Source organism: Nodosilinea sp. LEGE 07298 (assembly GCF_015207265.1).
Lineage (GTDB): Bacteria > Cyanobacteriota > Cyanobacteriia > Phormidesmidales > Phormidesmidaceae > Nodosilinea.
In genome coordinates, this window is record NZ_JADEXE010000059.1 from 1 (window position 1) to 21804 (window position 21804).

21 protein-coding genes and 3 pseudogenes are annotated in these 21804 nt (G+C 54.9%); 12 read left to right on the forward strand and 12 right to left on the reverse strand.

What is annotated here, in order from left to right:
• The first annotated feature begins 209 nt into the window (after positions 1–209).
• The 3 genes and pseudogenes from cysK to IQ273_RS33605 form a co-directional block, all read left to right on the forward strand.
• A complete protein-coding gene (cysK, locus tag IQ273_RS10540; RefSeq protein ID WP_194023147.1) occupies positions 210–1160 on the forward strand; it encodes a cysteine synthase A in 951 nt (316 codons plus the stop codon).
• 19 nt (positions 1161–1179) lie between these two features.
• Positions 1180–1827: an NUDIX hydrolase gene (locus IQ273_RS10545; RefSeq protein WP_228052756.1), complete on the forward strand. Its 648-nt coding sequence runs from the start codon at positions 1180–1182 to the stop codon at positions 1825–1827.
• 118 nt (positions 1828–1945) lie between these two features.
• Positions 1946–2212 (forward strand): annotated as a pseudogene (locus IQ273_RS33605) (CU044_2847 family protein); the annotation flags it as partial.
• Between the two features lie 247 nt (positions 2213–2459).
• Here the strand turns inward: IQ273_RS33605 and IQ273_RS10550 are convergent.
• The gene (locus IQ273_RS10550) at positions 2460–3263 is read right to left on the reverse strand and encodes a formylglycine-generating enzyme family protein (RefSeq protein ID WP_194023126.1); all 804 of its coding nucleotides are present in this window, start codon (positions 3261–3263) and stop codon (positions 2460–2462) included.
• Between the two features lie 306 nt (positions 3264–3569).
• Positions 3570–4079 carry a GNAT family N-acetyltransferase gene (locus IQ273_RS10555; RefSeq protein ID WP_194023127.1) on the reverse strand — a complete coding sequence of 170 codons (510 nt, stop codon included), beginning with the start codon at positions 4077–4079 and terminating at the stop codon, positions 3570–3572.
• Between the two features lie 95 nt (positions 4080–4174).
• Between IQ273_RS10555 and IQ273_RS10560 the strand changes: the two genes are divergently transcribed.
• A complete protein-coding gene (locus IQ273_RS10560) occupies positions 4175–4327 on the forward strand; it encodes a hypothetical protein (RefSeq protein ID WP_194023128.1) in 153 nt (50 codons plus the stop codon).
• Here IQ273_RS10560 and IQ273_RS10565 read toward each other — a convergent pair.
• Complete coding sequence (locus IQ273_RS10565) at positions 4296–5903, reverse strand: cyclic peptide export ABC transporter (protein WP_194023129.1); 1608 nt, start codon at positions 5901–5903, stop codon at positions 4296–4298. The genes IQ273_RS10560 and IQ273_RS10565 overlap by 32 nt on opposite strands.
• 273 nt (positions 5904–6176) lie before the next feature.
• Between IQ273_RS10565 and IQ273_RS35365 the strand changes: the two genes are divergently transcribed.
• A complete protein-coding gene (locus tag IQ273_RS35365; RefSeq protein ID WP_228052757.1) occupies positions 6177–6737 on the forward strand; it encodes a hypothetical protein in 561 nt (186 codons plus the stop codon).
• A gap of 42 nt (positions 6738–6779) precedes the next feature.
• Positions 6780–7010 (forward strand): annotated as a pseudogene (locus IQ273_RS10575) (response regulator); the annotation flags it as partial.
• Between the two features lie 25 nt (positions 7011–7035).
• Here IQ273_RS10575 and IQ273_RS10580 read toward each other — a convergent pair.
• From IQ273_RS10580 to IQ273_RS10615, 9 genes and pseudogenes are all read right to left on the reverse strand, one after another.
• Entirely contained in the window at positions 7036–7719 is a 684-nt protein-coding gene (locus tag IQ273_RS10580) for a cupin domain-containing protein (RefSeq protein ID WP_194023131.1), read from the reverse strand.
• A 75-nt stretch (positions 7720–7794) separates the two neighbouring features.
• Complete coding sequence (locus tag IQ273_RS10585; RefSeq protein WP_194023132.1) at positions 7795–8760, reverse strand: pyridoxamine 5'-phosphate oxidase family protein; 966 nt, start codon at positions 8758–8760, stop codon at positions 7795–7797.
• Between the two features lie 3 nt (positions 8761–8763).
• A complete protein-coding gene (locus IQ273_RS10590) occupies positions 8764–9363 on the reverse strand; it encodes a glutathione S-transferase (RefSeq protein ID WP_194023133.1) in 600 nt (199 codons plus the stop codon).
• A gap of 205 nt (positions 9364–9568) precedes the next feature.
• Positions 9569–10195, reverse strand: a complete 627-nt coding sequence (locus IQ273_RS10595) for an OsmC family protein (protein WP_194023134.1) — start codon at positions 10193–10195, stop codon at positions 9569–9571.
• Between the two features lie 15 nt (positions 10196–10210).
• Entirely contained in the window at positions 10211–10993 is a 783-nt protein-coding gene (locus IQ273_RS10600) for an SDR family NAD(P)-dependent oxidoreductase (protein ID WP_194023135.1), read from the reverse strand.
• 148 nt (positions 10994–11141) lie between these two features.
• Positions 11142–11723 (reverse strand): TetR/AcrR family transcriptional regulator, encoded by a 582-nt coding sequence (locus IQ273_RS10605; RefSeq protein WP_194023136.1) that lies wholly within the window; start codon positions 11721–11723, stop codon positions 11142–11144.
• A gap of 189 nt (positions 11724–11912) precedes the next feature.
• Positions 11913–12203, reverse strand: a pseudogene (locus IQ273_RS33615) (YHS domain-containing (seleno)protein); the annotation flags it as partial.
• Between the two features lie 12 nt (positions 12204–12215).
• Positions 12216–12515: a hypothetical protein gene (locus IQ273_RS33620; RefSeq protein WP_228052765.1), complete on the reverse strand. Its 300-nt coding sequence runs from the start codon at positions 12513–12515 to the stop codon at positions 12216–12218.
• A 274-nt stretch (positions 12516–12789) separates the two neighbouring features.
• Positions 12790–13614 (reverse strand): alpha/beta fold hydrolase, encoded by an 825-nt coding sequence (locus IQ273_RS10615; protein ID WP_194023149.1) that lies wholly within the window; start codon positions 13612–13614, stop codon positions 12790–12792.
• A 1295-nt stretch (positions 13615–14909) separates the two neighbouring features.
• Between IQ273_RS10615 and IQ273_RS10620 the strand changes: the two genes are divergently transcribed.
• From IQ273_RS10620 to IQ273_RS10645, 6 genes are all read left to right on the forward strand, one after another.
• Entirely contained in the window at positions 14910–15518 is a 609-nt protein-coding gene (locus tag IQ273_RS10620; protein WP_194023137.1) for a hypothetical protein, read from the forward strand.
• 235 nt (positions 15519–15753) lie between these two features.
• The gene (locus IQ273_RS10625; RefSeq protein ID WP_194023138.1) at positions 15754–16668 is read left to right on the forward strand and encodes an RNA polymerase sigma factor; all 915 of its coding nucleotides are present in this window, start codon (positions 15754–15756) and stop codon (positions 16666–16668) included.
• A 442-nt stretch (positions 16669–17110) separates the two neighbouring features.
• Positions 17111–18463 carry an efflux RND transporter periplasmic adaptor subunit gene (locus IQ273_RS10630; protein WP_228052767.1) on the forward strand — a complete coding sequence of 451 codons (1353 nt, stop codon included), beginning with the start codon at positions 17111–17113 and terminating at the stop codon, positions 18461–18463.
• Complete coding sequence (locus tag IQ273_RS10635; protein WP_194023151.1) at positions 18463–19668, forward strand: ABC transporter permease; 1206 nt, start codon at positions 18463–18465, stop codon at positions 19666–19668. Before IQ273_RS10630 ends, IQ273_RS10635 begins: the two co-directional genes overlap by 1 nt.
• A gap of 1 nt (position 19669) precedes the next feature.
• Positions 19670–20386: an ABC transporter ATP-binding protein gene (locus IQ273_RS10640; RefSeq protein WP_278000552.1), complete on the forward strand. Its 717-nt coding sequence runs from the start codon at positions 19670–19672 to the stop codon at positions 20384–20386.
• A 401-nt stretch (positions 20387–20787) separates the two neighbouring features.
• Positions 20788–21741, forward strand: coding sequence for a sensor histidine kinase (locus IQ273_RS10645; protein ID WP_194023139.1), 954 nt, complete (start codon positions 20788–20790; stop codon positions 21739–21741).
• Positions 21742–21804: the final 63 nt, after the last annotated feature.

The window sequence follows — 21804 nt, forward strand, 5'->3', positions numbered from 1 at the left end:
TAGCAGGCACGTTCAGCCCTTGAGCATTCAAGCGCAGCATATGCGCACGGTCACGGGTCCGATAAGGAACTGTCTGAGCTTGCCGCAGTTCACTTAAGGTACGGTCTTCCTCCTCGGTCAAAATGATACGCAATGGGGCGGGCATAAGGGGGCTTTCTAGTTAACCCTCCCATCTTACGTTTAATTCAAACTCCCTACTTACGACCACCATTGGTCACACACCGCTAGTCCAGCTCCAGCGATTGCCGCAGCAGTTTGGCTGTGTCGCAGAAATTGTCTTGAAACTGGAGGGAATGAATCCGGCCAAGTCGGTGAAGGATCGCATTGCCACCAGCATGATCCTGGAGGCCGAGGAGGCCGGTTTGATACAGCCTGGAGTTTCGACCATCGTAGAGGCCACCTCTGGCAATACGGGCATTGGTCTAGCGATGGTCTGTGCTGCCAAGGGCTACCAGCTGATTTTGACCATGCCCGCCAACATGAGCCGCGAGCGACAGCAGATGCTCCAAGCCTACGGAGCCGAGGTGATTTTGACCGCTGCGGAGGCAGATATGCCGGGGGCGATCGCCCACGCCAATCATCTGCTGGCCACAGTGCCCAATGCCTTTTCTCCCCATCAGTTCAGCAACCCGGCCAATCCCAAAATTCATTACGAAACCACCGGCCCTGAAATCTGGCAAGATACCGATGGCCAACTCGCCGTTTTAGTCGTGGGCGTGGGCACTGGCGGCACCCTCACCGGGGCCAGTCACTATCTCAAACAACACAATCCGCACTTGCACATCGTGGCGATCGAGCCGACGGCCAGCGCGGTGTTGGGTGGTCAGCCCGCCGGGGAACATGACCTTCAAGGCATTGGGGCCGGGTTCGTGCCCGATGTATTGCGGGTCGATCTGATCGACGAAATTATCCCTGTGACCGAAGCCCAAGCCTATGAAATCGGGCGGCAGTTGGCCCAGAGTGAAGGCATTCTGAGCGGCATTTCTACCGGGGCGGCGGTCTATGCCGGGCTGCACCTGGGGCAGCGCGATCGCTACCGCAACCAACGCATTGTGATCATCCAACCCAGTGGGGGGGAGCGCTACCTCAGTACAGCCATGTGGCATAAGGTGAATCCTGGCGATCCGTTAGCAGTGCCGCCTGTGGCTCTAAGTCATTAACCCTAACCCTTGGATACCCATGCCGCCTGATGCGCAACCCCCCTGGCAAGTTCAAGACCGCTTTCTAGAACTCCACTCTCGCTGGATGACGTTGATCGGCGAGCACTGGCTAGATACCCAAGGACAACGGCTGGAATACTGGCGCATTGAGAAGACCGATTCCGTCATTGTGTTGCCCATTCAACAGGATCACCTGGGCCAGTCTCATATTTTGCTGCCCCCCGCCAGCTTTCGGCCTGGGGTGGGGCAGGTGACACTAGATTTTCCGGGGGGACGACGTTTGGTAGGGCAAACGCCAGAAGCCGCTGCGATCGCGATCCTCCACCGAGAGTTAGGTTTAGAGGCAACTGCGATCGCCCAACTCACCCCCCTAAACCCGGATGGGTGGGCAATCAATAGCTCCTTCTCAAACCAAAAACTCTACGGGTTTATCGCCTACCTTGATGGGGGCATCTCACCATCGCCGGGATTGACGGTAATCACCTATCCTGCGACTGCAACTGGCGTGTGCCAATTACTCAACGAGCTGACTTGCTTGCAGTGTCGCGCTGTTCTTTTAGAGTGGCGCAATTGCATAGATGACGGCTTGCACTTAGGGATGGCCAAAACATTAACTGTGCTCAGCACAGTTAATGTTTTAGTACTAGCTGCGAGAGCAAAATCCTAACGGGAAAGTCAATCAATGAACCAATCCCCAGAGTCAGCGCAATCAGGGCCGATGGGGAAAGGCCAAGACGGCGATCGCTAGAAAAACTGGTGTCGCCTAGGCAAACACCAGCTACAACCTCAATGCGTTTAGGCAGATTGCCGGAGCCAAAGTCGATAAGGTAGCGTTCGAATTTAGGGTGAAAGTCGCTGGAGAATCTGGGGCGTCCTATGCCACCAAGAGCAAAGCTGACGCCAACCTCAAAATTACGGTGGAGTGTTCTTTCCCCAGGAAAGCTGAGACCCCAGCGACTGGGAGTAGCCCTCGATCGGGCATGGGTGTAGCCCAGGATAGTTGCCCGCGCCTCAAAGAAGCATCACAATCCCTCTCGGCAACTCTTTCGTGAAACGTTCCAAAATTTGTCCTACGCAGCGCTGAACAATTACTACGCAGCTACGCAGGGTCTCCTGTGGGTAGGGGTGGGGTAAGCCCGATTGTTTAGTTGCGCGCGCAGACAACTATTCAACCCTCACGCAGAAGGTCACAGCCAGACCGGAAGGGAAGGGTCAAAAATTCGAGGCGCTGACGCACCGGGGAAGCAAGCCGTATTTTTCTCTCTGAGGGCAAAAGAGAAAAAGAGTAAAGGGCAAGGGCTATCCTGTGGGCGGCTGAAGATCCCTGGGGACCGCACACACAACCCGAAAACCGCTGAGGTAATAGCGGAAGCCAGGCCCGGCGTTGTTGCGGTACGCGGAACGGCAGTACCACGGATTGAATAGCCAAGAGCCGCCGCGTAGGATTCGTAGATCCGAATCTCCGCCTTCTAGCCAGGCGCTGCCGTTGGTGGGGGCACCTTTATAGTTGCTGTGCCAGTGGTCTTGGCACCACTCCCACACGTTGCCGTGCATATCGTGCAGCCCCCAGCGGTTAGCCAGGTATTGCCCAACCGGTGTGGTTCGGCCAACTTTGTTATGGTAGTTCGCAACCTCATCAGTGAGCTGATCGCCAAAGTAGTAGGCTGTAGTTGTCTCAGCCCGGCAGGCATATTCCCACTCGGCTTCGCTGGGCAGGTGGTAATTTTTTGAAGTTTTGGCCGAGAGCCGCTGACAAAACTCAGTGGCATCGTGCCAGTTCACCTGCTCCACGGGTAAATCATCGCCCTTGAAACGAGACGGATTGAGCTCAAGGTCTTTATCTTCCTGGGCATACCCTGCCACTATCCGCCACAGGGCCTGGGTCACCGGATAGCGCCCGATCAAAAACGGGGGCATCTTCACCAGGCGCTGAGGGCGCTCATGATCGCTGCTCTGTGGGTCGCCCTCTAGGGAACCCATTATAAATTCCCCGCCAGGTATCAGCATCAGCGTCAGCATTACCCCATTGCCCAGGTCGTCGGTGTAGGCCTTATTGGTGCGTTTGTAGCGGTAGAAGGTGAGGTCGTCAGGTGGGGCCGCCATGCTGTTGCCGTAGAGCTAGCTATGTTGTTAGTGATTATGGCTCAGCACCTGCCAAGACGTAGAACGGCTAGTTGCCCGCGCCTCAAGTAGCCTCCCAATCTCCCTCGGCGGCTCTTTCGTGAGACGTTCCAAAATTTGTCCAGCGCAGCACTGAACAATTAGGGGGCAACCCGGCTAGTTGCGCGCGCAGCGGCGGCACCGTCTGGCCCGCTATGGCCGACCACATAGTGGAACACCATAGTGCCTCAACAGTCAGCATCGCTGAGTTTGCCGAACGCTCTGGATTAGACGACTTTAAAGCAATGGTCAGACAGACGCTCGATCCTCAATCCTAGTTAGTGTCCACGAGGTACCCGACTCTCCGACCTTCACAAATCCCTCCGACTCGTACAGCTGTCTCGCCACATTTTGAGGATCTACACTCAGGCTCAGGGCAGGCACCCCACTGCGGCGGGCCTCCGACAGCAGATGGCGCAACAACGCTCGACCCATGCCACGCCCCCGGTAGTCAGGGTGCACCCCAATCCCCACCTCAGGGGTAGCCGCATTCACAAAGCCGTAGGAATGACAGCTCTCAGTCCAGAACCGATACCAGGCGGCCCCCACCGCCTGCCTCGGCACCTCGGCAATTACCGCCCGATCCCCCGGTCGTCCCCAGTTAGCCACTAATTTCTGAAACTCAGGCTGCTGGCGAAATTCCTCAAGGGCAGGCCGTTCGTAGGTGGGGCTCCAAAAAAAGGCTTCAAACAACATTGCCTCAATCACCGGCAGATCCGCTGGGGTGTTCAGGCGCGTGGTGAAGGGTGGTGTCGTCATAGAGCAGAAGGCAGAAACAGAATCTTATCCCTGTCGAGGCGTCTATTGTGACCCCATAGGAGTGGTTTTCTACAGTCGCATACTAGCAACAAATAGTGCATGGGGCCGATCGCACCATTCAGTTCCTCACTAATGTCTTTGACGCTACTGCCATCGGTGGCTCAGCCCACGGTCTGACCACCCCCAGCACTCCCGAAGTCAGCCTCTGGCTTTACGTCAGTCAACCCGCTGGCCATACTCCAGCTTAATCAGCTGATCGGCCAGGTGAAAATAGCGATCGTCGTGGCTAATCACCAGGACGGCTTTGCCCTGCTGTTTAAGCTCCAGCAAAATTTGCTTGTAGAAAATCTCGCGAAAATAGGGGTCTTGATCAGACGCCCATTCGTCAAATAGGAAAACGGGTCGATCTTCTAAATAGGCCGTCAGTAGGGAAAGGCGTTTGCGTTGGCCCTGCGATAGATCAAGGGTCGAAAGCATACCCTGATTGACCTGAACTTTATGGTCGAGCTGAAGCTGCTGTAGATAGTGCTGGGCTTGGGTGTCTAAATTTTGCAGCTGTAGACCCAGCAGTCGCTCAAACAGGTAGAAATCTGAGAATACCGCAGAAAATAGCTGACGATAGGCATCCAGGCTACCGCTATCCACAACCTTTCCGTCCCAGCGAATCGTGCCAGATTCTGGCTCATAGAGACCGGCGATCAGCTTAGCCAGGGTCGATTTGCCGCTGCCGTTGCCGCCGACGATAAAGACGAGTTCACCGGGCTTAAACGACAGACTGATTGGCCCTAGAGTGAATTGCCCATCGCGATCGGTGTGGTAGGTGTGGGTGATATTGTCTAGCTCGATCTGCTGAGCGAGCGATCGCGGCGATCGCACCATAGCGCTGGTTGTTTCGGTCTGACTTGTGAGAGACAAGCCCAGTTCGTCGATTTTTTTGAGGGCCACACTGCCTCGGCTCAAAACGGGCAGCACAGACATCATGCTTTCAATCGGTCGCGCCAGATAGGTAATGGTGAGCGCGTAAGCTGACAGCACCGGGGTGGTAATCTCAGTCAGCTGCGGCAATCCAAAGACTAAAAATCCGAGAATGCCAAAAAATAGCAGACTGCTAAAGTTGAGGGCAAAGACAGCAACGGTTTCGGCCTGCACTTCGTAATCTCGAAAGGTGGCCGCCGTCACCTCTAGTTCTTCATCAAGAAACGCATATCGCCGGGATGAATTGAGCTTTAGCTCTTTGACCCCATCGGTGATCGAGCGGAAATGCTTAAACAGCAGATCCTTCTGATTTCGAGCCAGTTTCAATAACGCATATACATAGTTGAGCATCACCTGAATGACGGCAATAGCAAACCCAACCACGACTAACGTGATCAAAAAGATGCTGACTGATAGCCAGGCCAGATAGCCCAAACATCCAATCACCAACGCGGCGTTAACCAGCAACAGGGGAAGGTTAAAAACCGTAGCAGAAATGGCATCAATATCATCGGTCAGGGACGCTAACAGGCGGCTTGCACCCAAGTCTTCCAGCCGCCGCAATGGGCAGGACAAAAGCCAGTGACTGAGCTGCAACCGCATTTTGTAGATCGCTTGCTGAGACAGCCGGGCCAGCAAAATCTGTGAACCACTGCCCGCCAGCAAAGTGATCAAAGCCAGGCCCATAAACCTCACCAACACACCGCTAGGCTGTTGGCCTGGGGTGCTGATGGCCGCATTGATCGAGGCAATCAGCAATACGCTGCCTGCGCCGCTCAAGGCTCCGGCCAAACTGGCGATCGCAACCGTTACCCAAGAAGAGCGTAATAGAAAAGTAATGAGCCTCATTTGCCTGGCTGATGAACGTGATTTTAGATGATCTAAAAGTGCATAGGCTTGGGAAAACAGCGTTAGGGCTAAGGCCTCTAGCTCCCCCAAGGCTAACCTATGGCTCAATTCAGATTGAACGCGCAGTCCTCCGACATGGACTGCTCGGAGTGGCCACAATCACCCAGCCATCTCCGCTGATCAAGCTGTCATTTTTTAGTCATGGTTCGTTTATAGGGTAGTCCTGTTCCCTGACTCGGTTAAATCATTTCGCTTACCTCAAGGAGATTGACGATGAATCGCATTGTTATAGGTGCCCTAGTGGCCGGTGGGATTGGGGCCGCACTGGTGCTACCCAATCTCAGCCATGCCCAAACCACCCACACCGGCAGCGTTGAACGAGTCTGGGAAGATGGATTTCGACTCAACACAGGCGATCGCACCCTGCGGGTCGATGCCTGGGATGTCTACGGCGACAGCACCGCCAGCTATGTCACCATCGGCGATGAATTGACCATCACAGGCGAATTTGAAGGTCGCGAGTTTGATGCCTCCATCATCACAGGATCGGGCTCTGACTCTACCAGTGCCGTCTCAACAACGGAGGTGCCGTCGGAGGCTCCAGCGGCAGATCCCAATCCTGGCCCTAATTCCAACGCCTACAGCGGAACCGTTGAACGAGTATGGGAAGATGGCTTTCAGCTGAATACGGGCGATCGCACTCTGCGGGTCGATACCTGGGCTGTCTACGGTGACAACACCGCCAGTTATGTTTCGGTGGGCGATCGCATCACCATGACCGGTGAATTCGAGAACGGCGAATTCGACGCCTCCACCGTTCGCCCAACTCCCTAAACTCCATAATTAGTAACTCCCCCCTGGTTGGATCTCTCGCCCATGCGCATCCTGCTGGTCGAAGACGACCCCGCACAATGTGAACCCCTGCAGGCAGCGTTGACCCACGCTGGCCATGTGGTCGATGCGGTTGAAGATGGCACCACCGCCCGCTGGCTGATGGGTGAAAAAGACTACGATCTGCTCATTTTCGACTGGATGCTGCCCGGAGAAGACGGCATTTCCCTGTGCCAGCATTACCGCCAGGAGGGCAAAGCCGCTCCCATTCTGATCTAATGGATTAACAACCCTATCTCCCCTATATAGCTCTCAATAGAGAGTTTGCCGAAGTTGGTAAATGCCCCGTCTTCAAATAGATCACGCAGCCCTCTCGACTGCAGGGGCTGTGGCGACTGCTACATGGGTTGCGCAGCCAGGTGCCCTGCGGGTAAACGCCAAACTCATCCTCGAAGGTGCCTGCCAGCACAAAGATCTCTTCGCCACCCCAGTGGCGGTGAGTCTGAAACACCGTGCCCGGTGCCCACTTTACCAGGGCAACATTCTCAGTGCCGAAGCTGTGCAGGGGCATCACCTCCAGCCCTTTAACCAGACCCGGTAGCCAGTGGGCTTGAGTCGTATCTATCACCACCCGCTTTTGGTCATCTGGAGCCATCTGCCAGAGCTTGACCAGGATCGTGCAGCCCTCGCGGCTAGAGGGGGTGTGGGTCGAGCCCACCGGGTTGCGGACGTAGGTGCCCGCTGAGTAATCACAGTGCTCGTCGGAGAACACCCCCTCCAGCACGAAAAATTCTTCGCCGCCGCCATGGGTGTGGGGTGAAAAGGCACTACTTGGTGCATAGCGCACGACAGAGGTGGCGCGGGCAACTTCGTCGCCGTCGCGTTCAATCATGCGGCGATGTACACCGGGCCTGGGCGATTCGATCCAGGGCAGATCGGGGGTGTTGATGACAACGCGCTGGCTATAGTCGGTGTGGAGTTTCATGGGTTATCTGTGGAAGAGGGATTACGGGTTTCGGGTTTTGGGTTGCTGAAATCTAATCCTTGAATCGTGGGCTAGTCACGTTAGCCAAGGGCCGGTGGCGTCTAAAAATGGCGATATCTCTGGGGCCGACCAGCCTAGGGGCAAGCTGCCTTCGATGTGATCGCCCCGGTGGAGGTAAAAGCGCAGCAGGCGCTCAGCACCGGGGTACTGCCCAATTTCATCGCCCTCCCAAAGCACTTCGGCAGTGCCAGTGAGGTAGAGTAGATCGCCCTGCTCAAAGTCGAGGAACAGCAGCCCGGCGTGGGGGTTGAGTTCCAGATTGCCGAAGGTGTTGAAGTGGCCGTTGCCTGAAAAGTCTGGAATGGTCAAGGTCTGGGCATCATCGATGCGCACAAAGCCGGGATGACCGCCCCTGTGGGAGACATCGACGCCGCTAGCAGCATCGGGGGTCGCCTGGTAAGCGGTGGCAATAAAGAACGTGTCGGCGGCGGCAATTATGGCCTGTTCGACGGGGCCGAGAGTGGTGAGCGATTGCACCAGCTTTGGCTCTGCTGGGTCAAACCCTTGCAGATCAAACCGCCGTGCCTGAATGTACTGAGGGCAGTTGCCGAAGCTCTGGCCCACCGCCACCGAAATTCCTTGGGAATTCACGCTCTGGATGGTGCCGTTCAGCCGGTTGCGGCGGCGGGTAGGTAGCTCGATGCCTAGAAGGCCAATGCCAACTCCTTCGATCAGGGTGCGGTGCAGCGGGTCGCCATATAGGGGCTGGGCGGCAATGTGTATTATGCGCTCATTGGGGGAGGATACAAACCCCGGTTCGCCCACCACAATTGAGGCCCAGGGCTGGCCGTTGTCGTCTACAGTGCCCACCAGCAGGTAGGACAACTGGGCAAAGAACTGCCGGTGTTGCTCAGGCATATAGTCACGAATGATGCGTCGCCCCTGGCGATCCATGCGCTCTAGAATGCCGAACCGGGCGTGGATGGAGCGCTCGCCTTCGTGGAAGGGCGATGCAGTGTGGGGCCAGCCTGGATTTGCCATAGGTTAAATTCCCGCCATAGGAATAAACCCTGGTAGCTGTTTAACCCGCTCGATCCAGGCCACCACGTGGGGGTACTTTTCCAGCTCGATTTTGCCGTCGCGGGCCAGGGCCACGTAGGGAAACACGGCCACATCGGCGATGGTGGGGCGCTCAAACTCCAGCCACTGGCGATCGCTGAGGTGCTGGTCGAGGTGGGTAAGAATGTCGGTGGCCTTTTGGTGCGATCGCTCGATATTGATATTGGCCACTCCAAAAAAATGGTAGAGTCTCGCATTCTCTGGCCCCTGGCGAATTTCCCCAGCAGTGGTAGAAAGCCAGCGCACCACCTTAGCCAGCTCCAGGGATTCCAGCGGCAGCCACCGCTCGTCGCCGTACTGGCGGGCCAGATAGACCATGATCGCTTGAGCATCGGCCAGTACCGTTTCGCCATCGACGATGACCGGCACCTGGCCCAGGGGGTTAAGGGCCAAAAAGTCGGGCGACTTGTGGGCGCTCTTCATGAGATCGACTTTGATCCACTCGTAGTCGACATTGAGCAGTTCCAACAGCAGACGAACTTTGTAGCTGTTGCCGGAAACTTCGTGACCATAAAGCTGAATCATGGCGTTGTCCTTGGGGAATGGGTGGATGGGGTGAAACCGGGTTTCGTTTGGGCGATCGCCTGCAGCTTGAGCAATGCTCAGAAACCCGGTTTCTAAATGCTTAGGGGATTTCCAGGAAAAAAGATACCCGCCTAAATTCAGGGACTGTAGCCGCTGTAAGGTGGGCACTGCCCACCATTGAGGAAATTATTTTTCAGAAGATGCCTTAACTGTCGCTAAAGCGGACGGGTTTGCCGTCGACCTCAATCAGGCGATCAAGGCGAATGGCGGTACCGTCTTCGAGCTTGAGAAATTCGACTTTGGCCAATGAAAAGAAATCGACGATGCGGCCCTCGCGGCTGATCTCGGCCCCGGCTTCGGTGCGGTAGATCACCTGGCCGATTTTCTTCAAGGTGGCTAAAGCCTCCAGTTCGTCGTAGTAGGTGCAGCTCACCGCTTGGTAGGAGGCAGCGAACCGGGTTTGGATATCGACCGTGCCCGCCAGCAGGCGATGGACCGGGCAGCGATCGCCGATCTCCCGCAGGCGATCGCGCTGTTCGTCGCTCAGGTCTCCCTCTAGGGTGAGATGGGCGAGAATCACCGTCTGTCGATCAACGGTCTGCGGCTCGACAGCAACGCTGACGCGATCCAGTGACCAGTCCTTGCGCTCGGCGTACATTTGAATGGTGATCGCCTTGCAGCTGCCCAGGCCCGCCATCACCAGCTCGGTGGGGGTTGGCCCCTGGTCGTTACCGCCCAGGCTAGTGGGCTCGTCGGCGGTGAGCTGAAACTGGCGAATGGCAATGTCTTGGCCAAACCGCGAGTCGTTGGATGAAACCTGTACCGATGCCATAGCAGAAACATCTATCTAAACGTACTGATTGCGACCGGCCATCACGCCGCCGTCCACATCCCAGATCGCCCCAGTGACCCAGGCGGCCTGGTCAGAGAGCAGGAAGGCGATCGCATTTGCCACCTCTTCCGGCGTGCCCACCCGACCGATGGGGTGAAAGCTGTTGAACCCTTGCAGCGTGCTGTGCACCTGGTCTTTGGGAATAAACCCTTCGTAGATCGGGGTTTCGACCACCGCCGGAGCCACGGCGTTGACCCGAATATGGTGAGCCGCTAACTCCATCGCCAGGTGCTGGGTGAGGGAATGTAGCCCCGCCTTAGCCATGGAGTAGGCCGAGGATGGGGTAGCCTGCACCGCCTGCCTGGCCCACATAGAGCCGACATTGACGATCGCCCCGCCGCGCCCGCTATTCACCATGTTTTGGGCGATCGCCTGGGTGATAAAGAACGTCGCCTTGTTGAGTTCCAAATACAGGTCATAGTCAGCCTCGCTGTGCTCCAAAAATGCCTTCGGCAAAAACACCCCAGCGGCATTGACCAGCAGCGTGGCGTCGCTGTATTTGGCATTAAGGCAAGCAATCAAATCGTCGCGGTCAACGGGGTTGGCAATGTCGGCCCGCTCGCCCACCACCGTCCCCAATGTCGAGAGTTCGTCCACGGCGGCATCGAGGCGATCGCCCCGCTTGCCCACCAGCACAGCTCTGACCCCCTGCCTGAGCACCGCCTCAGTGGTGGCCTTGCCAATGCCGCTAGAGCCGCCAATCACAATCAATGTCTGACCAGCAAAATCGTAAGCCATAGTCGATACCTCCTAATAATGAACAACAGGGTTGACGAACGTCCTACCAATAGGTAGGTGAGTAATTAAAAAAATGACCCTTGGGTGTTGGGTAGCGGGTGTCGGGTATCGGATGTTGGGCTATTTCCTGATACCTAACACCCGACACCTATCCCCCAACCACCAACCGCATCAACTGCTCCACTGTCTGGTGAAACTGTGCCGCGCCCCCGCGCACTCGCGCCAGCAGCATGCTCCCTTGCAGCAGCTCAAACACCAGTGCCGCCATGGCCTGGGTTTCCCCCGCAAAGCGGAAACTCCCGTCTAGGCGGCCCAACTCTAGCATAGTCACCAGGCGTGCTTCGTTGCCTTGGCAAAAGGCGCGCACGTCTTCTACCAGGGGAGCGCTCAGGGTCTGGGTTTCGGCCCCGAGCATGGCGCAAAGGCAGGCTTTGTCGTGGTCTCCAGCACTGAGGGTGGCCTCAAACAGCCCGCAGTAACGCCTCAGCATCACCTCTGGATTGTCGCCCGAGGCCAAGACGCCATCCACAATGCGCAAGAAGCGATCGCTGTAGCGATCCAGCAAGGCCACCAGCAGGTCATCCTTTTTGGGGAAGTGGGTGTGGACGCTGGCTTTGCGAATGCCCACGCGATCGCTGATGTCCTGGTAGCTCATGGCGTTGACGCCACGCCGCTGAATCAGGTCTTGGGCGATGTCGAGGATCTGGGTTTTGGTGTCGGTGCTTTTCATGTCAGCATCCTACCTATAGGTAGGCAGAGCTGTCAAGCTCTTTGTCGCACGGTTTGCGGGTTTGAAGCAGGCCGTGAGTTCTTATTCTCTAATGCTTTGCCGTTGCCCCTGCAAAGCAGCACCCCCACAGGTTGGCTGGGTCTGCGGAGATATGCCTGCCTGGGGCCTTAGGAGCGGCGCGATGAGAGCCTAGCGTGCCCAGGAGATCAAATTTTCGTAGAAAGTCTGCACTGTGAGCACCCCAGGCCAGTTGGCGTCGGCTTTGACAATATTGCCGGAGATATCTTGAACCCATTCCTGCTGCACCTCGGGGCTAAAGTTGAGGTAGAGCTTGCCATCGACAATTTCCCACACGCGCGGGTCAACGGAGGCAATATTGCCCTCGGCCATCGCCTTGGCGCAGTAGCCACCGTACTGGGGAGCGTAGACTTCGGGGTTGGCGGCAAACAGGGTGCGGTTTTCGGCACTGCTAAAGCGCCAGGTGGCTCCATTCTAGGTGAAGGAGTAGGCGACGTTGCCCAGCACAGCGACCCCCTCGGTGAAATAGGCCACGGGGTCGGCCCCGCGAATGGCTAGGTTGCTGGCTGACTTGATGTACACCTGGGGGTGGGGCGGTTCTGAGGCGCGAACCACATCAGCCCCGGCGCAAGGGTTAGCGCTGGCACAGGGGTTGGCGACTCCGGCTGCCCCGGCGCAGGGAGCGGCAGATACCGAGTTTACGGTGGGCAGACTGACTGCGCCAACGGTGAGAGCCGCGGCGGCCATAAACGTGGCCAGATATTGAATCTTCATAGCAACCTTGGAGAACTACAGCGACGGCAATCAATCATTAGGAGCGGGGCGCAGCTTGCGACGGAGGAGAGCCACACCGAAGACGGTGGTAGGGCGACCGCCCTACAGCGAGCTGCGCATCGAGTTCAGTAGACTCTGCCCACCTGAATCTCTTGTGAGGGCAACCTGAGACGCGCCTGAGCAGCCAGCGCCCTGGCTAGCAGGGACTTTGGGATCGGCTGTGCCCGGCAGCGACCACCATCACCAGGGCAATGCCCACTAGGACAAGGGGAACCTACGCCGCCAAAAACGTCAGCACTGCCTCGACAAACCGCTCTGGCGCATCCTGCTGAATCCAGTGGGAAGCACCGGCGATCGCCCAAAACTGCGCCCCTGGAATCTCGCTGGCCAATCGCTGGCCGTCCTCGGCCTTTTGCCAGGGGTCATCCATGCCCCACAGCACCAGGGTGGGCGCGGTGATCGTGCCGTGGCGATCGACCAGGGCCATGGTCTGGTTGGCATTCAGCGCCGAGGCGTTGCGCAGCAGGCTGAGCTTGCCCTCTTCGCTGGCCCAGGGGGCGATGATCCCGGCGCGAAACTCGGGGGTGAGCTGGCCGGGGTTCGACAGCCCCGCCGCCAGACTCTCCTCTAGGGCAGTCACTAGGTCCTCCACGGGCCGCGACTTCCAGCGCAGGGGGTGGCCAAAGTCGAGCATGTCGTCGTCAAAGCGGTCGTAGCAGACCGAGTTGGTGATCACCAGGCGGTTCACCAGGGGGGCGTGCTCGATCGCCAAAATCAGCGCCACCGCGCCGCCGGTGTCGTGGCCCACCACATCTACCCGCTCCAGCCCCAAAGTGGCAAGGAAGGCAACGATCATCCTCGCCTGATCCTGGAAGGAGCGGTCAAAGCGATCGCGCCGATCTGACCAGCCGTGGCCCAAAAAGTCGGGCGCAATCACCCGGTAGCCCGCTGCCACCAGGGGCGAAATCACTGTGTGGTACAGGTACCCCCAGGTGGGGATGCCGTGCATCAGCAGCACGGTACCGCGATCGGCTTCGCCCCGGTCAACATAGCGGACGGTGACGGGAATGTGGGCCGCTGCCCCGGCGGGCAGAGTCAGCTCCTGCTGGTCGACCTCAAAGGCTTGCCAGGTTGGCCATCTCGTAGTTGCTTGAAACGTTCCAAAATCTGTCCAGCGCTGCGCTGGACAATCAACACGCAGCTACGCAAGGCCTCCTGTGGGTATAGGGGTGGGGTAAGCCAGAATGGATAGCTGCGCGCGTAGGCAACTATTCAACCCACAAGCCTTCAGCAGGTCAAGGCCATTGAGCACTCAGTTTGATCGATAGGCACTCCAGCTACCTCTTAGCAGTGCCACTTATTCCACGCAAAGTCGATATTTCAGGAAACAGGGTGATTGCAGGCGGTCTAGCGCCCCCAATCACCCGCCGCAGATAACCTCGAACTTCCAACAGATAACTTGCTGTACGGTGGGTGTGCATTGGGCTTGTGTACGCCCAGCATGGGCGTGAACTCATGGGGTGCAAGTCCCCTGTCGGAGAACCAGCGTCCAAATGCTCGAAAGTTATAGGAGCCGAGCGACGACAACGACTAGCTTAAGGCAAGGGCGTTTCCGCGAGGAAGGGTCTGAAGGAAGCCAGCGGCAAAACTGCGAGCCGACGGACAGAAACGTCATAGAAGGCCGAGCCTCTGGGGCGAGTTGGCACAACACAACAAAGCCCAAAGGTTTAGGAGATACGGTAAATGACGCGGTTGTGCAGGGAAAGTTCACGTTCTTATCTGGGGAGATCTGCCCCTTTGACAGTCTAGAGCGCGATGGGAGTCTGACTGAGGTCTGGCGGGAAACGGCCAGGAAGCCACAGAACCCTAAGGCAATCGAGACGGCCCGACGGTTGGCAACAACCGGAGAAGGGGGCAGAAGTCAGCCGAGGCCATAGTAGCCAAACGCCAGTCTGTAATGGGCCGGACTCTGGTGTTGGACCGAACCATGGAAAGCAGAGAGGAGCTACCGGGGCTCGTTCTGCGCGTGAACCCGAACGGGGGAGCTATAGGAACGGCGCTTAATGGTGTAGCCAGCTTTGGGGGTCAAAAGCCGAGAGGGTTTTGATTTCTAAAACTTTCTAAGGAACCTCCCTGTGCGGACCCGCTTGCAGGGTGGTGTGGGAGGGGGGATTCGTGAGGATTCTCCCTATCCCGATTAGCATTCCACGCGCTTCACACCTTCAGAGTGAAAGAAACTGAACTTTTGAGATAAGTACATATGCTCAGTCAAAATCTAGTTTCTTAGGGGACGCGCCAAGTATCTTCAGATTGGCAAACGGTACAGCGCATTGTCACAAGGGATCAGTTAGCCCCGTCTAACTCTATGTAACCTTACATCGAAGGAACACATAGATGACACCCAATGTACCCTGGCTCGAAGTTGCCGTTTTCACAGTTAAGGAGCTTGAAAAATCTGATGCGCTACAAAAGCATACTCACCAAGAGCTTGCCACCCTGCCAGGATTTGTCCGTGGCATTGCACTATGCGGCCTCGATGACCGTGCTTCTCGTGCTGATGTCATTCTCTGGGAGTCAGAGGCTACAGCCAAGGCAGCAGTTTCAACTATCGAAAGTGATGAACGGTTTGTCGCTTTTATGCAGAATATCGAATCTATCCGCCACTTCGCCCACTACATGGGTGCATCCGTTGAAGCATTGAACCGTCTTGCTGCAAGCACAATCATTGAGATCGCTGCGTACGAAGTTACAGCAGAAGGTGGAATTGCTGAACTAAGACAGCAGGTACAGGAAGCCCTGCATGATGTTGAGGGAGCTTCTCCTCAAATCGCAGGCATCCGCACTGATAGTCAATCAAACCTTGTAGATTTGATTGGTTGGAGCAGCAAAACCATACATGAGGCCGCTCCCGGCATACTCATGCAGCGTCATCCTGAGTTTGAACCGTTTTTTTCTGGTATAGAAAAGATGGAGGTATTCGAGTTGTTTGAGAGGGTGTTTTAAAAGAATCGACTTAAGTCCCTAATCCGACTCATACCAATTCTTTGTGAAGCTGCATAGAACAAGAGGCTTAGGCTCCTTGTCTGACAGAGCCAACCCTGTGCAGCTTCATATTAAATTGGTATCAGTGGTTCATTCTAAAATTCTGAAATCCTTATTCTGTCGTAGCCGCTTCTGGGTGCTCAGAGTGGTGAGATACACCCAGAAAGACTTTTAAAACATCCTCTGAGGTAGCAAAATGAGTGAAGTTCTTACCAGCCCCTTTATTGAAAAGGGCTCTATGGAGTCTATACAGGACGAAGACATGAAACTTTGTACCGAGGCTGTGAATGGAGACGCCGCAGCTCTGACAACCTTGGTTAGGAAGCATCAGCGTTGGGTCTACAATATTGCCCTGCGGCTTGTCCTGAGTCCCATTGATGCGGAAGACTTGGCACAAGAATCGTGGATTCGGATTGTGACTCGTTTATCTCAATTTCAGGGCAAGTCGGCTTTTCGAACCTGGGCGTATCGCATTGTTGTCAATCGCTTCAGGGATGGGAAAAGGAAAAAGCTCGAACAACGGATCACAACTTTTTATAACTATGGTGAGGAGCTGGATAGTATACCGTTTGAGACGCTCAATCTACCTGTTGAGCTTGAGCCTTATCAAGAATTAGTCGTAGAGGATGCGAAAGTTGGCTGTATGCTCGGTATGCTTCTTTGCTTGAACCGCGAACAGCGCATTGTATATGTCTTGGGTGAGATTTTCGAGGCTCCGAGTGCCGTGGCTGCTGAAATTTTGGAGATCACACCCGCTACGTTTCGCAAGCGACTCGAACGAGCACGTCGCGATCTAACAAGCTTTATGAACGAGAAGTGTGGACTACTCAATGAGGCAAATCCCTGTCGGTGCAATAGGAAGACCCAATCATTCATTCAGGCAGGTTGGGTTGACCCGTACAACTTAAAGTTTACTGCCCACCATGTGGCACGTCTTAAGCAAGTTGCACCGAAGCGCTCTCAAGCACTATGTGAACTCACAGAGGTCCAATATGGTGATCTTTTTCGAGAACATCCCATTCTTGACGGTCCAGACATTGCTTTGCGTCTCAGAGATCTCATCCGAGATCAGTCATTACGATGTACCTTTGGTCTTGACGAGATGAGCTAGGAACAAATTCTAGATCTCCCATCACTTGATTACTGTGTCAGCGTCTAACAAGTCGATGAAGCGGACGGTTGAGATACCTCGGCTAGGTTACTAAGGTTATCTACCGCCGCTTACCTTGGTCGTTGGGCATTCAGGAGGAGTTGAGACAGTTGTTGCAATTTTTTTTGCTGTGGGTTCGAGGGTTGATGGGTCTTTTGCAGGGGAGCGATCGCCCCAATTCAAGGTTGAGTTGCTCCAGCTTTCTATCTCGATGGAGGGTTCCGAGCGATCAACGGTTTCAGTCAATAGTTGAGTTAACAAAGGTTTCAGCTTTAGTAAACGGTTAAGCGAGGTGGTAGGGGCGATCGCATCATGACTGGAGTCATGCCAATCAATGTCTCCAGCTACAGGTCTCTATTCATCTTTCTGACTAGATTGGTTGCAGTCGTACTCTGTAGTGCCTATGCAATCTTCGATGCCGATCAAGGCTAGCAAGCTTAAACCCTGGAAACTTGGGATTTCAGCGATCGGGCTTGTGGGAACGATCGCGATCACCTACAACATCTTTCGTGCTCAACCCACGCCAGAGACCAATCTTGAAACCGATACGGTGCTGGTACAGTCTCAAGATTTGCAGTTGCAGATTAAGGTCAATGGCGTAGTACAACCGATTCGCAAAATCAACATCAGCCCCAGAACAGAGGGGAGAATTGTGGAATTGTTTGTGCGGGAGGGCGATTTCATTGAGCCAGGACAGGTGATCGCCCGCATGGACAATGAGCAGCTTCAGGCACAGGTCAGCCAGTATCAAGCCATTTTGGCCCGATCGCAGGCGGAGTTGGCTGAACGGTTAGCTGGCACTCGTCCGGAAGAGATTGCCAAAGCGGAGGCAGATGTAATCCGGTTTGAGGCGCAGGTGCAAGAGGCGCGATCGCGGCTGCAACTGGCCATGGAGAAACTCAACCGTCGGCAACTCCTGGAAAGGGAAGGGGCTATTTCTCGTGAGACGCTGGACGAAGCGCAAGCAGACGTCCGCAATGCTGAAGATAATCTGACCCAGACCCAGGCTAGCCTTGCGATCGCCCAGCAGGAGCTGGCTCGACAGCGCAACGGCTTTCGAGCAGAAGAAATCGCCCAAACTCGCGCTCAGGTCGCGGAAGCCACCGCTCAACTCCAAAGCTTTCAGATCCAGCTAGACAACAGCCTCGTGCGAGCGCCCTTTGGCGGCATCATTACCCGTCGCTTTACTGACGTAGGGGATTTTGTCGCTCCCACTACCTCTGCATCCAGCAGTGACGGTGCCACCTCTGCCTCAATTGCCGAATTATCGAGCGGATTGGAAGTGGAAGCCAAAGTACCGGAAGCCAGCATTGCTGGAATCAAACCAGGGCAATCGGTCGAGGTGCGCAGCGACAGTTACCCCAATCAGGTTTTTCAAGGACATGTGCAGGCGATCGCCCCCCGAGCCGTGCAGGAAAACAACATCACGTCCTTTCGCGTCAAGGTGATGTTAAAGACGGGCTTGGAGCAACTGAAAGCCGGAATGAATGTAAAGTTGGCATTTATGGGAGAACCCATCCAGGATGCCTTAGTGGTGCCCCTGGCCGCTGTGGTGACGCAACAAGATGGACAGCAGGGAGTTTGGCTGGTTAATGCAGACGGTGAGCCTCGCTTCCAGGTGGTTCGCCTCGGCTCTGAGAGCGGTAGTCAGGCGCAAATACTAGACGGGCTAAACGCTGGCGATCGCATTCTCATTAGCCCCCCTGCGGATCAAGTTATCCCAGGTGTAGACAACACAGAAGGCACAGGACTGTGATGAATCCTTTAGAAAACATCAAAATGGCGGTCAAAACCCTGACTGCTAACAAACTTCGCAGTACCCTGACCGTGCTGGGCATTGTGATTGGCAATGCCTCTGTTGTTGCCATGATTGGCATTGGGCAGGGGGCACAAACCTTCACGCAAGAAAGAGTCGAATCCTTAGGGGCAAATCTGCTGTACGTGTTTATGGATGGACAGGGGAGCGAAGTCGGAGCGGGAGACCCCCCTCAGTTGCTGTTGTCCGATGCGGAGGCGATCGCCGCTCAGGCTCCGGCGGTGAAGCTGGTCTCACCCATGATTTCCGCCAGTCTGACGGTAAATTATCAAAGTCGAACCACTAAAGCGACGGTGCAAGGTATCACGCCTGACTTTCTGCCAGTCCGGAATATGCAGATGACGACGGGTCGCTTTTGGGATGAAGTGGCTCAACGGCAGGATGCAACGGTTGTGGTATTGGGTGCCGAGCTGTCCCAGAAATTGTTCAATCGCACCAATCCCATCGGCCAGGAGATTCAGATTGGCGATCGCAGTTTTCAGGTGATTGGGGTGCTACAACGCAAAGGGGCTGCTTTGGGTGTGAATCCGGATGTCAACGCCTTTATTCCGATCACGACCATGGCCAACCAATTGGTGGGGCGTAGCGTTCCCGGTGGGATGTCCATTGATGAGATTGAGATCTCTGCTAAAGACCAAGCCAGCATTCGAGCGGCGGCGTTCCAAGTCACTAATATTCTGACCCGATTGCGTGGCAAGCAAGACTTTTTAGTTGTGGCGAATAAGTCAGTACAGGATTTGCTCAGGCAGATTACGGAAGCGCTGAGTATTATGCTGGCGGCCATCGCCGGAATTTCTCTGCTGGTGGGCGGTATCGGCATTATGAACATTATGCTGGTGTCGGTGACAGAGCGCACCCAGGAAATTGGACTGCGCAAGGCGATCGGGGCACCAGAACAATCCATCCTGCAACAGTTTCTGATTGAAGCCGTCACCCTCTCTATTGCCGGGGGCATCATCGGCATTAGTATCGGCGTGGGTAGTGCCGTGTTGGTGGGAGTGTTTACCCCTCTAAAACCTACCGTACCCTTCAGCGCCATTGTGCTGGCAACGGGTGTTTCTGGTGGCATTGGGCTAATTTTTGGGGTGGTTCCCGCGCGTCAGGCGGCAAAACTTGACCCGATCGTCGCATTGAGGAGGGCTTAACATGGCGAATATGATGATTCGCTTAGAGGGCATCTCCAAAGTCTACGGCATGGGTGAAACCCTCATTCACGCCCTATCTGGGGTTGATCTCAGCATCAAACAGGGAGAATACTGCGCCATTATGGGCTCGTCGGGTTCCGGTAAATCTACCATGATGAACCTGATTGGCTGTTTAGATCGCCCGACCACAGGAGCCTACTATTTGGATGACGAGAATGTAGCGGAGCTAACCAATACAGCCCTCGCTCGGATCCGCAACCTCAAGTTAGGGTTTGTGTTTCAGCAATTTCATCTGCTACCGCAGTTAACGGCCCTAGAAAATGTGATGCTACCAATGGTGTATGCCCATGTCCCGCCAGCCGAGCGGCTTAAACGAGCCACTGCTGCACTGGTGCGCGTCGGGCTAGAAAATCGGTTGCAGAACAAGCCGACTCAGCTTTCGGGTGGACAGCAACAGCGCGTGGCGATCGCCCGGTCGATTGTAAATCAACCCCTGTTGCTCCTGGCTGATGAACCGACTGGAGCCTTAGACTCCCATACAACCCAAGAAATTCTGGACATCTTTACCGAACTGAATCGCAGCGGCATGACCGTGGTGATGGTAACCCATGAAGCCGATGTAGCTCGCACCACAAAACGAGTAATTTGGTTCAAAGATGGTCAGGTGCTAAACCCCAATTTAGCACCGCAGGAACTTCATCAACTAGAGAGGCCTTAGTGGTGCAGAAAACTCCTGAAACCCCTATAAATTAAGGATTCTCACCGAGATGGCGATATTGAGGTTTATCGGGTAAACGAACGAGGGCAATGGGTTTCAGGCGCTGATTTAACCGTTCAGGTCATCCATCATGAGACTCAAAAAAGTTTTCTGCACCACTAAGCTAGAGAGGCAATGAACTCACTTACACTCCCGTCCTTATCTCTTCAGCGAACACTGCGGTATGCCGAGTGGGCATTACTGCTAATGATGTTACTGCTCTATGCGATCGATCAGTATTTTTATGAAATCCAGCTCTTGCCCAATATATTTTTCAATGCTGCAATATTATTTCTATTTTTTTCGTTTTCAGTTTCATCTTTCCCCTTGAGCGTCCTTGCTGGCAACGCCGCGTCTATGTTTTGGTTGAAATCATATTAATCCTGATTGCTCAACTACTTTGGATTAATTTTGATATCCTACTTTACTTTTTTTTGATTAAAAGCTGCTTTTTGTTGAGTCGTCGGGAAGTTTTTTTTGTGGTTATCAGTACTGGAATTGGTTATTTATTCACTATTCTCTGGATGCTGCCATTAGTGGGTGAACAATTTGCGGAAATCATCCGTTCCAATCATTGGGAAGAATTGTATCAGCCTCAAGTCATGGTTGTCAGTAGTCTGATCGAGTACGTTGGCATTAGCCTGTTTGTGATCTTGCTGGGTTTTGTGATTGTGGCAGAACGCCGTAGCCGTCAGCGGGCAGAAGCCCTCAGTCAGGAAATTGAATCCTTGGCGGCAGCACTGGAGCGATCGCGTATTGCCCGTGACATTCACGACTCCCTTGGTCACTCCCTAACGACTCTCAACATTCAATTGGAGTTAGCACAGGCCGTGGGCCAACGGAATCCTGATCAGGCGAATCAAGCTCTTAACAATTCTCGGCAACTGGCGAGTCAGTGTTTAGAATCTGTGCGGCAAGCGATTCAGACGGTGCGGGAGGAGTTTGACTTAACCACGGCATTGCAAAGGCTAATTGATCAGGTCCGGCAGAACCATACCTTCACCATTCACGCTGAGTTCAATTTACCGCCTTTGCCCCTGCAAACTAGTCACCAACTGTACTGCGTTGCCCAGGAGGGGTTCACCAATATTCAAAAACATGCCCATGCTACTCGGGTGCACCTACGCTTGCAGATGATATCAGACGCCATTCTTTTAGAATTGGAAGATGACGGCCAAGGATTTGATCAAACCCTGCCTTACAATGGCTACGGGCTGAAAGGAATGCAGGAGCGGGTACATCTGCTGGGTGGTCAATTGCAAATCATCAGTACTATCGGAAGAGGCACTAGAATTTGGGTGATGGCTCCGCTATAGCAATCCTAAAGGGTTTGTGATAAGTGCCATTGCTCACAAACCATCCCTCACCAATCATTTAGT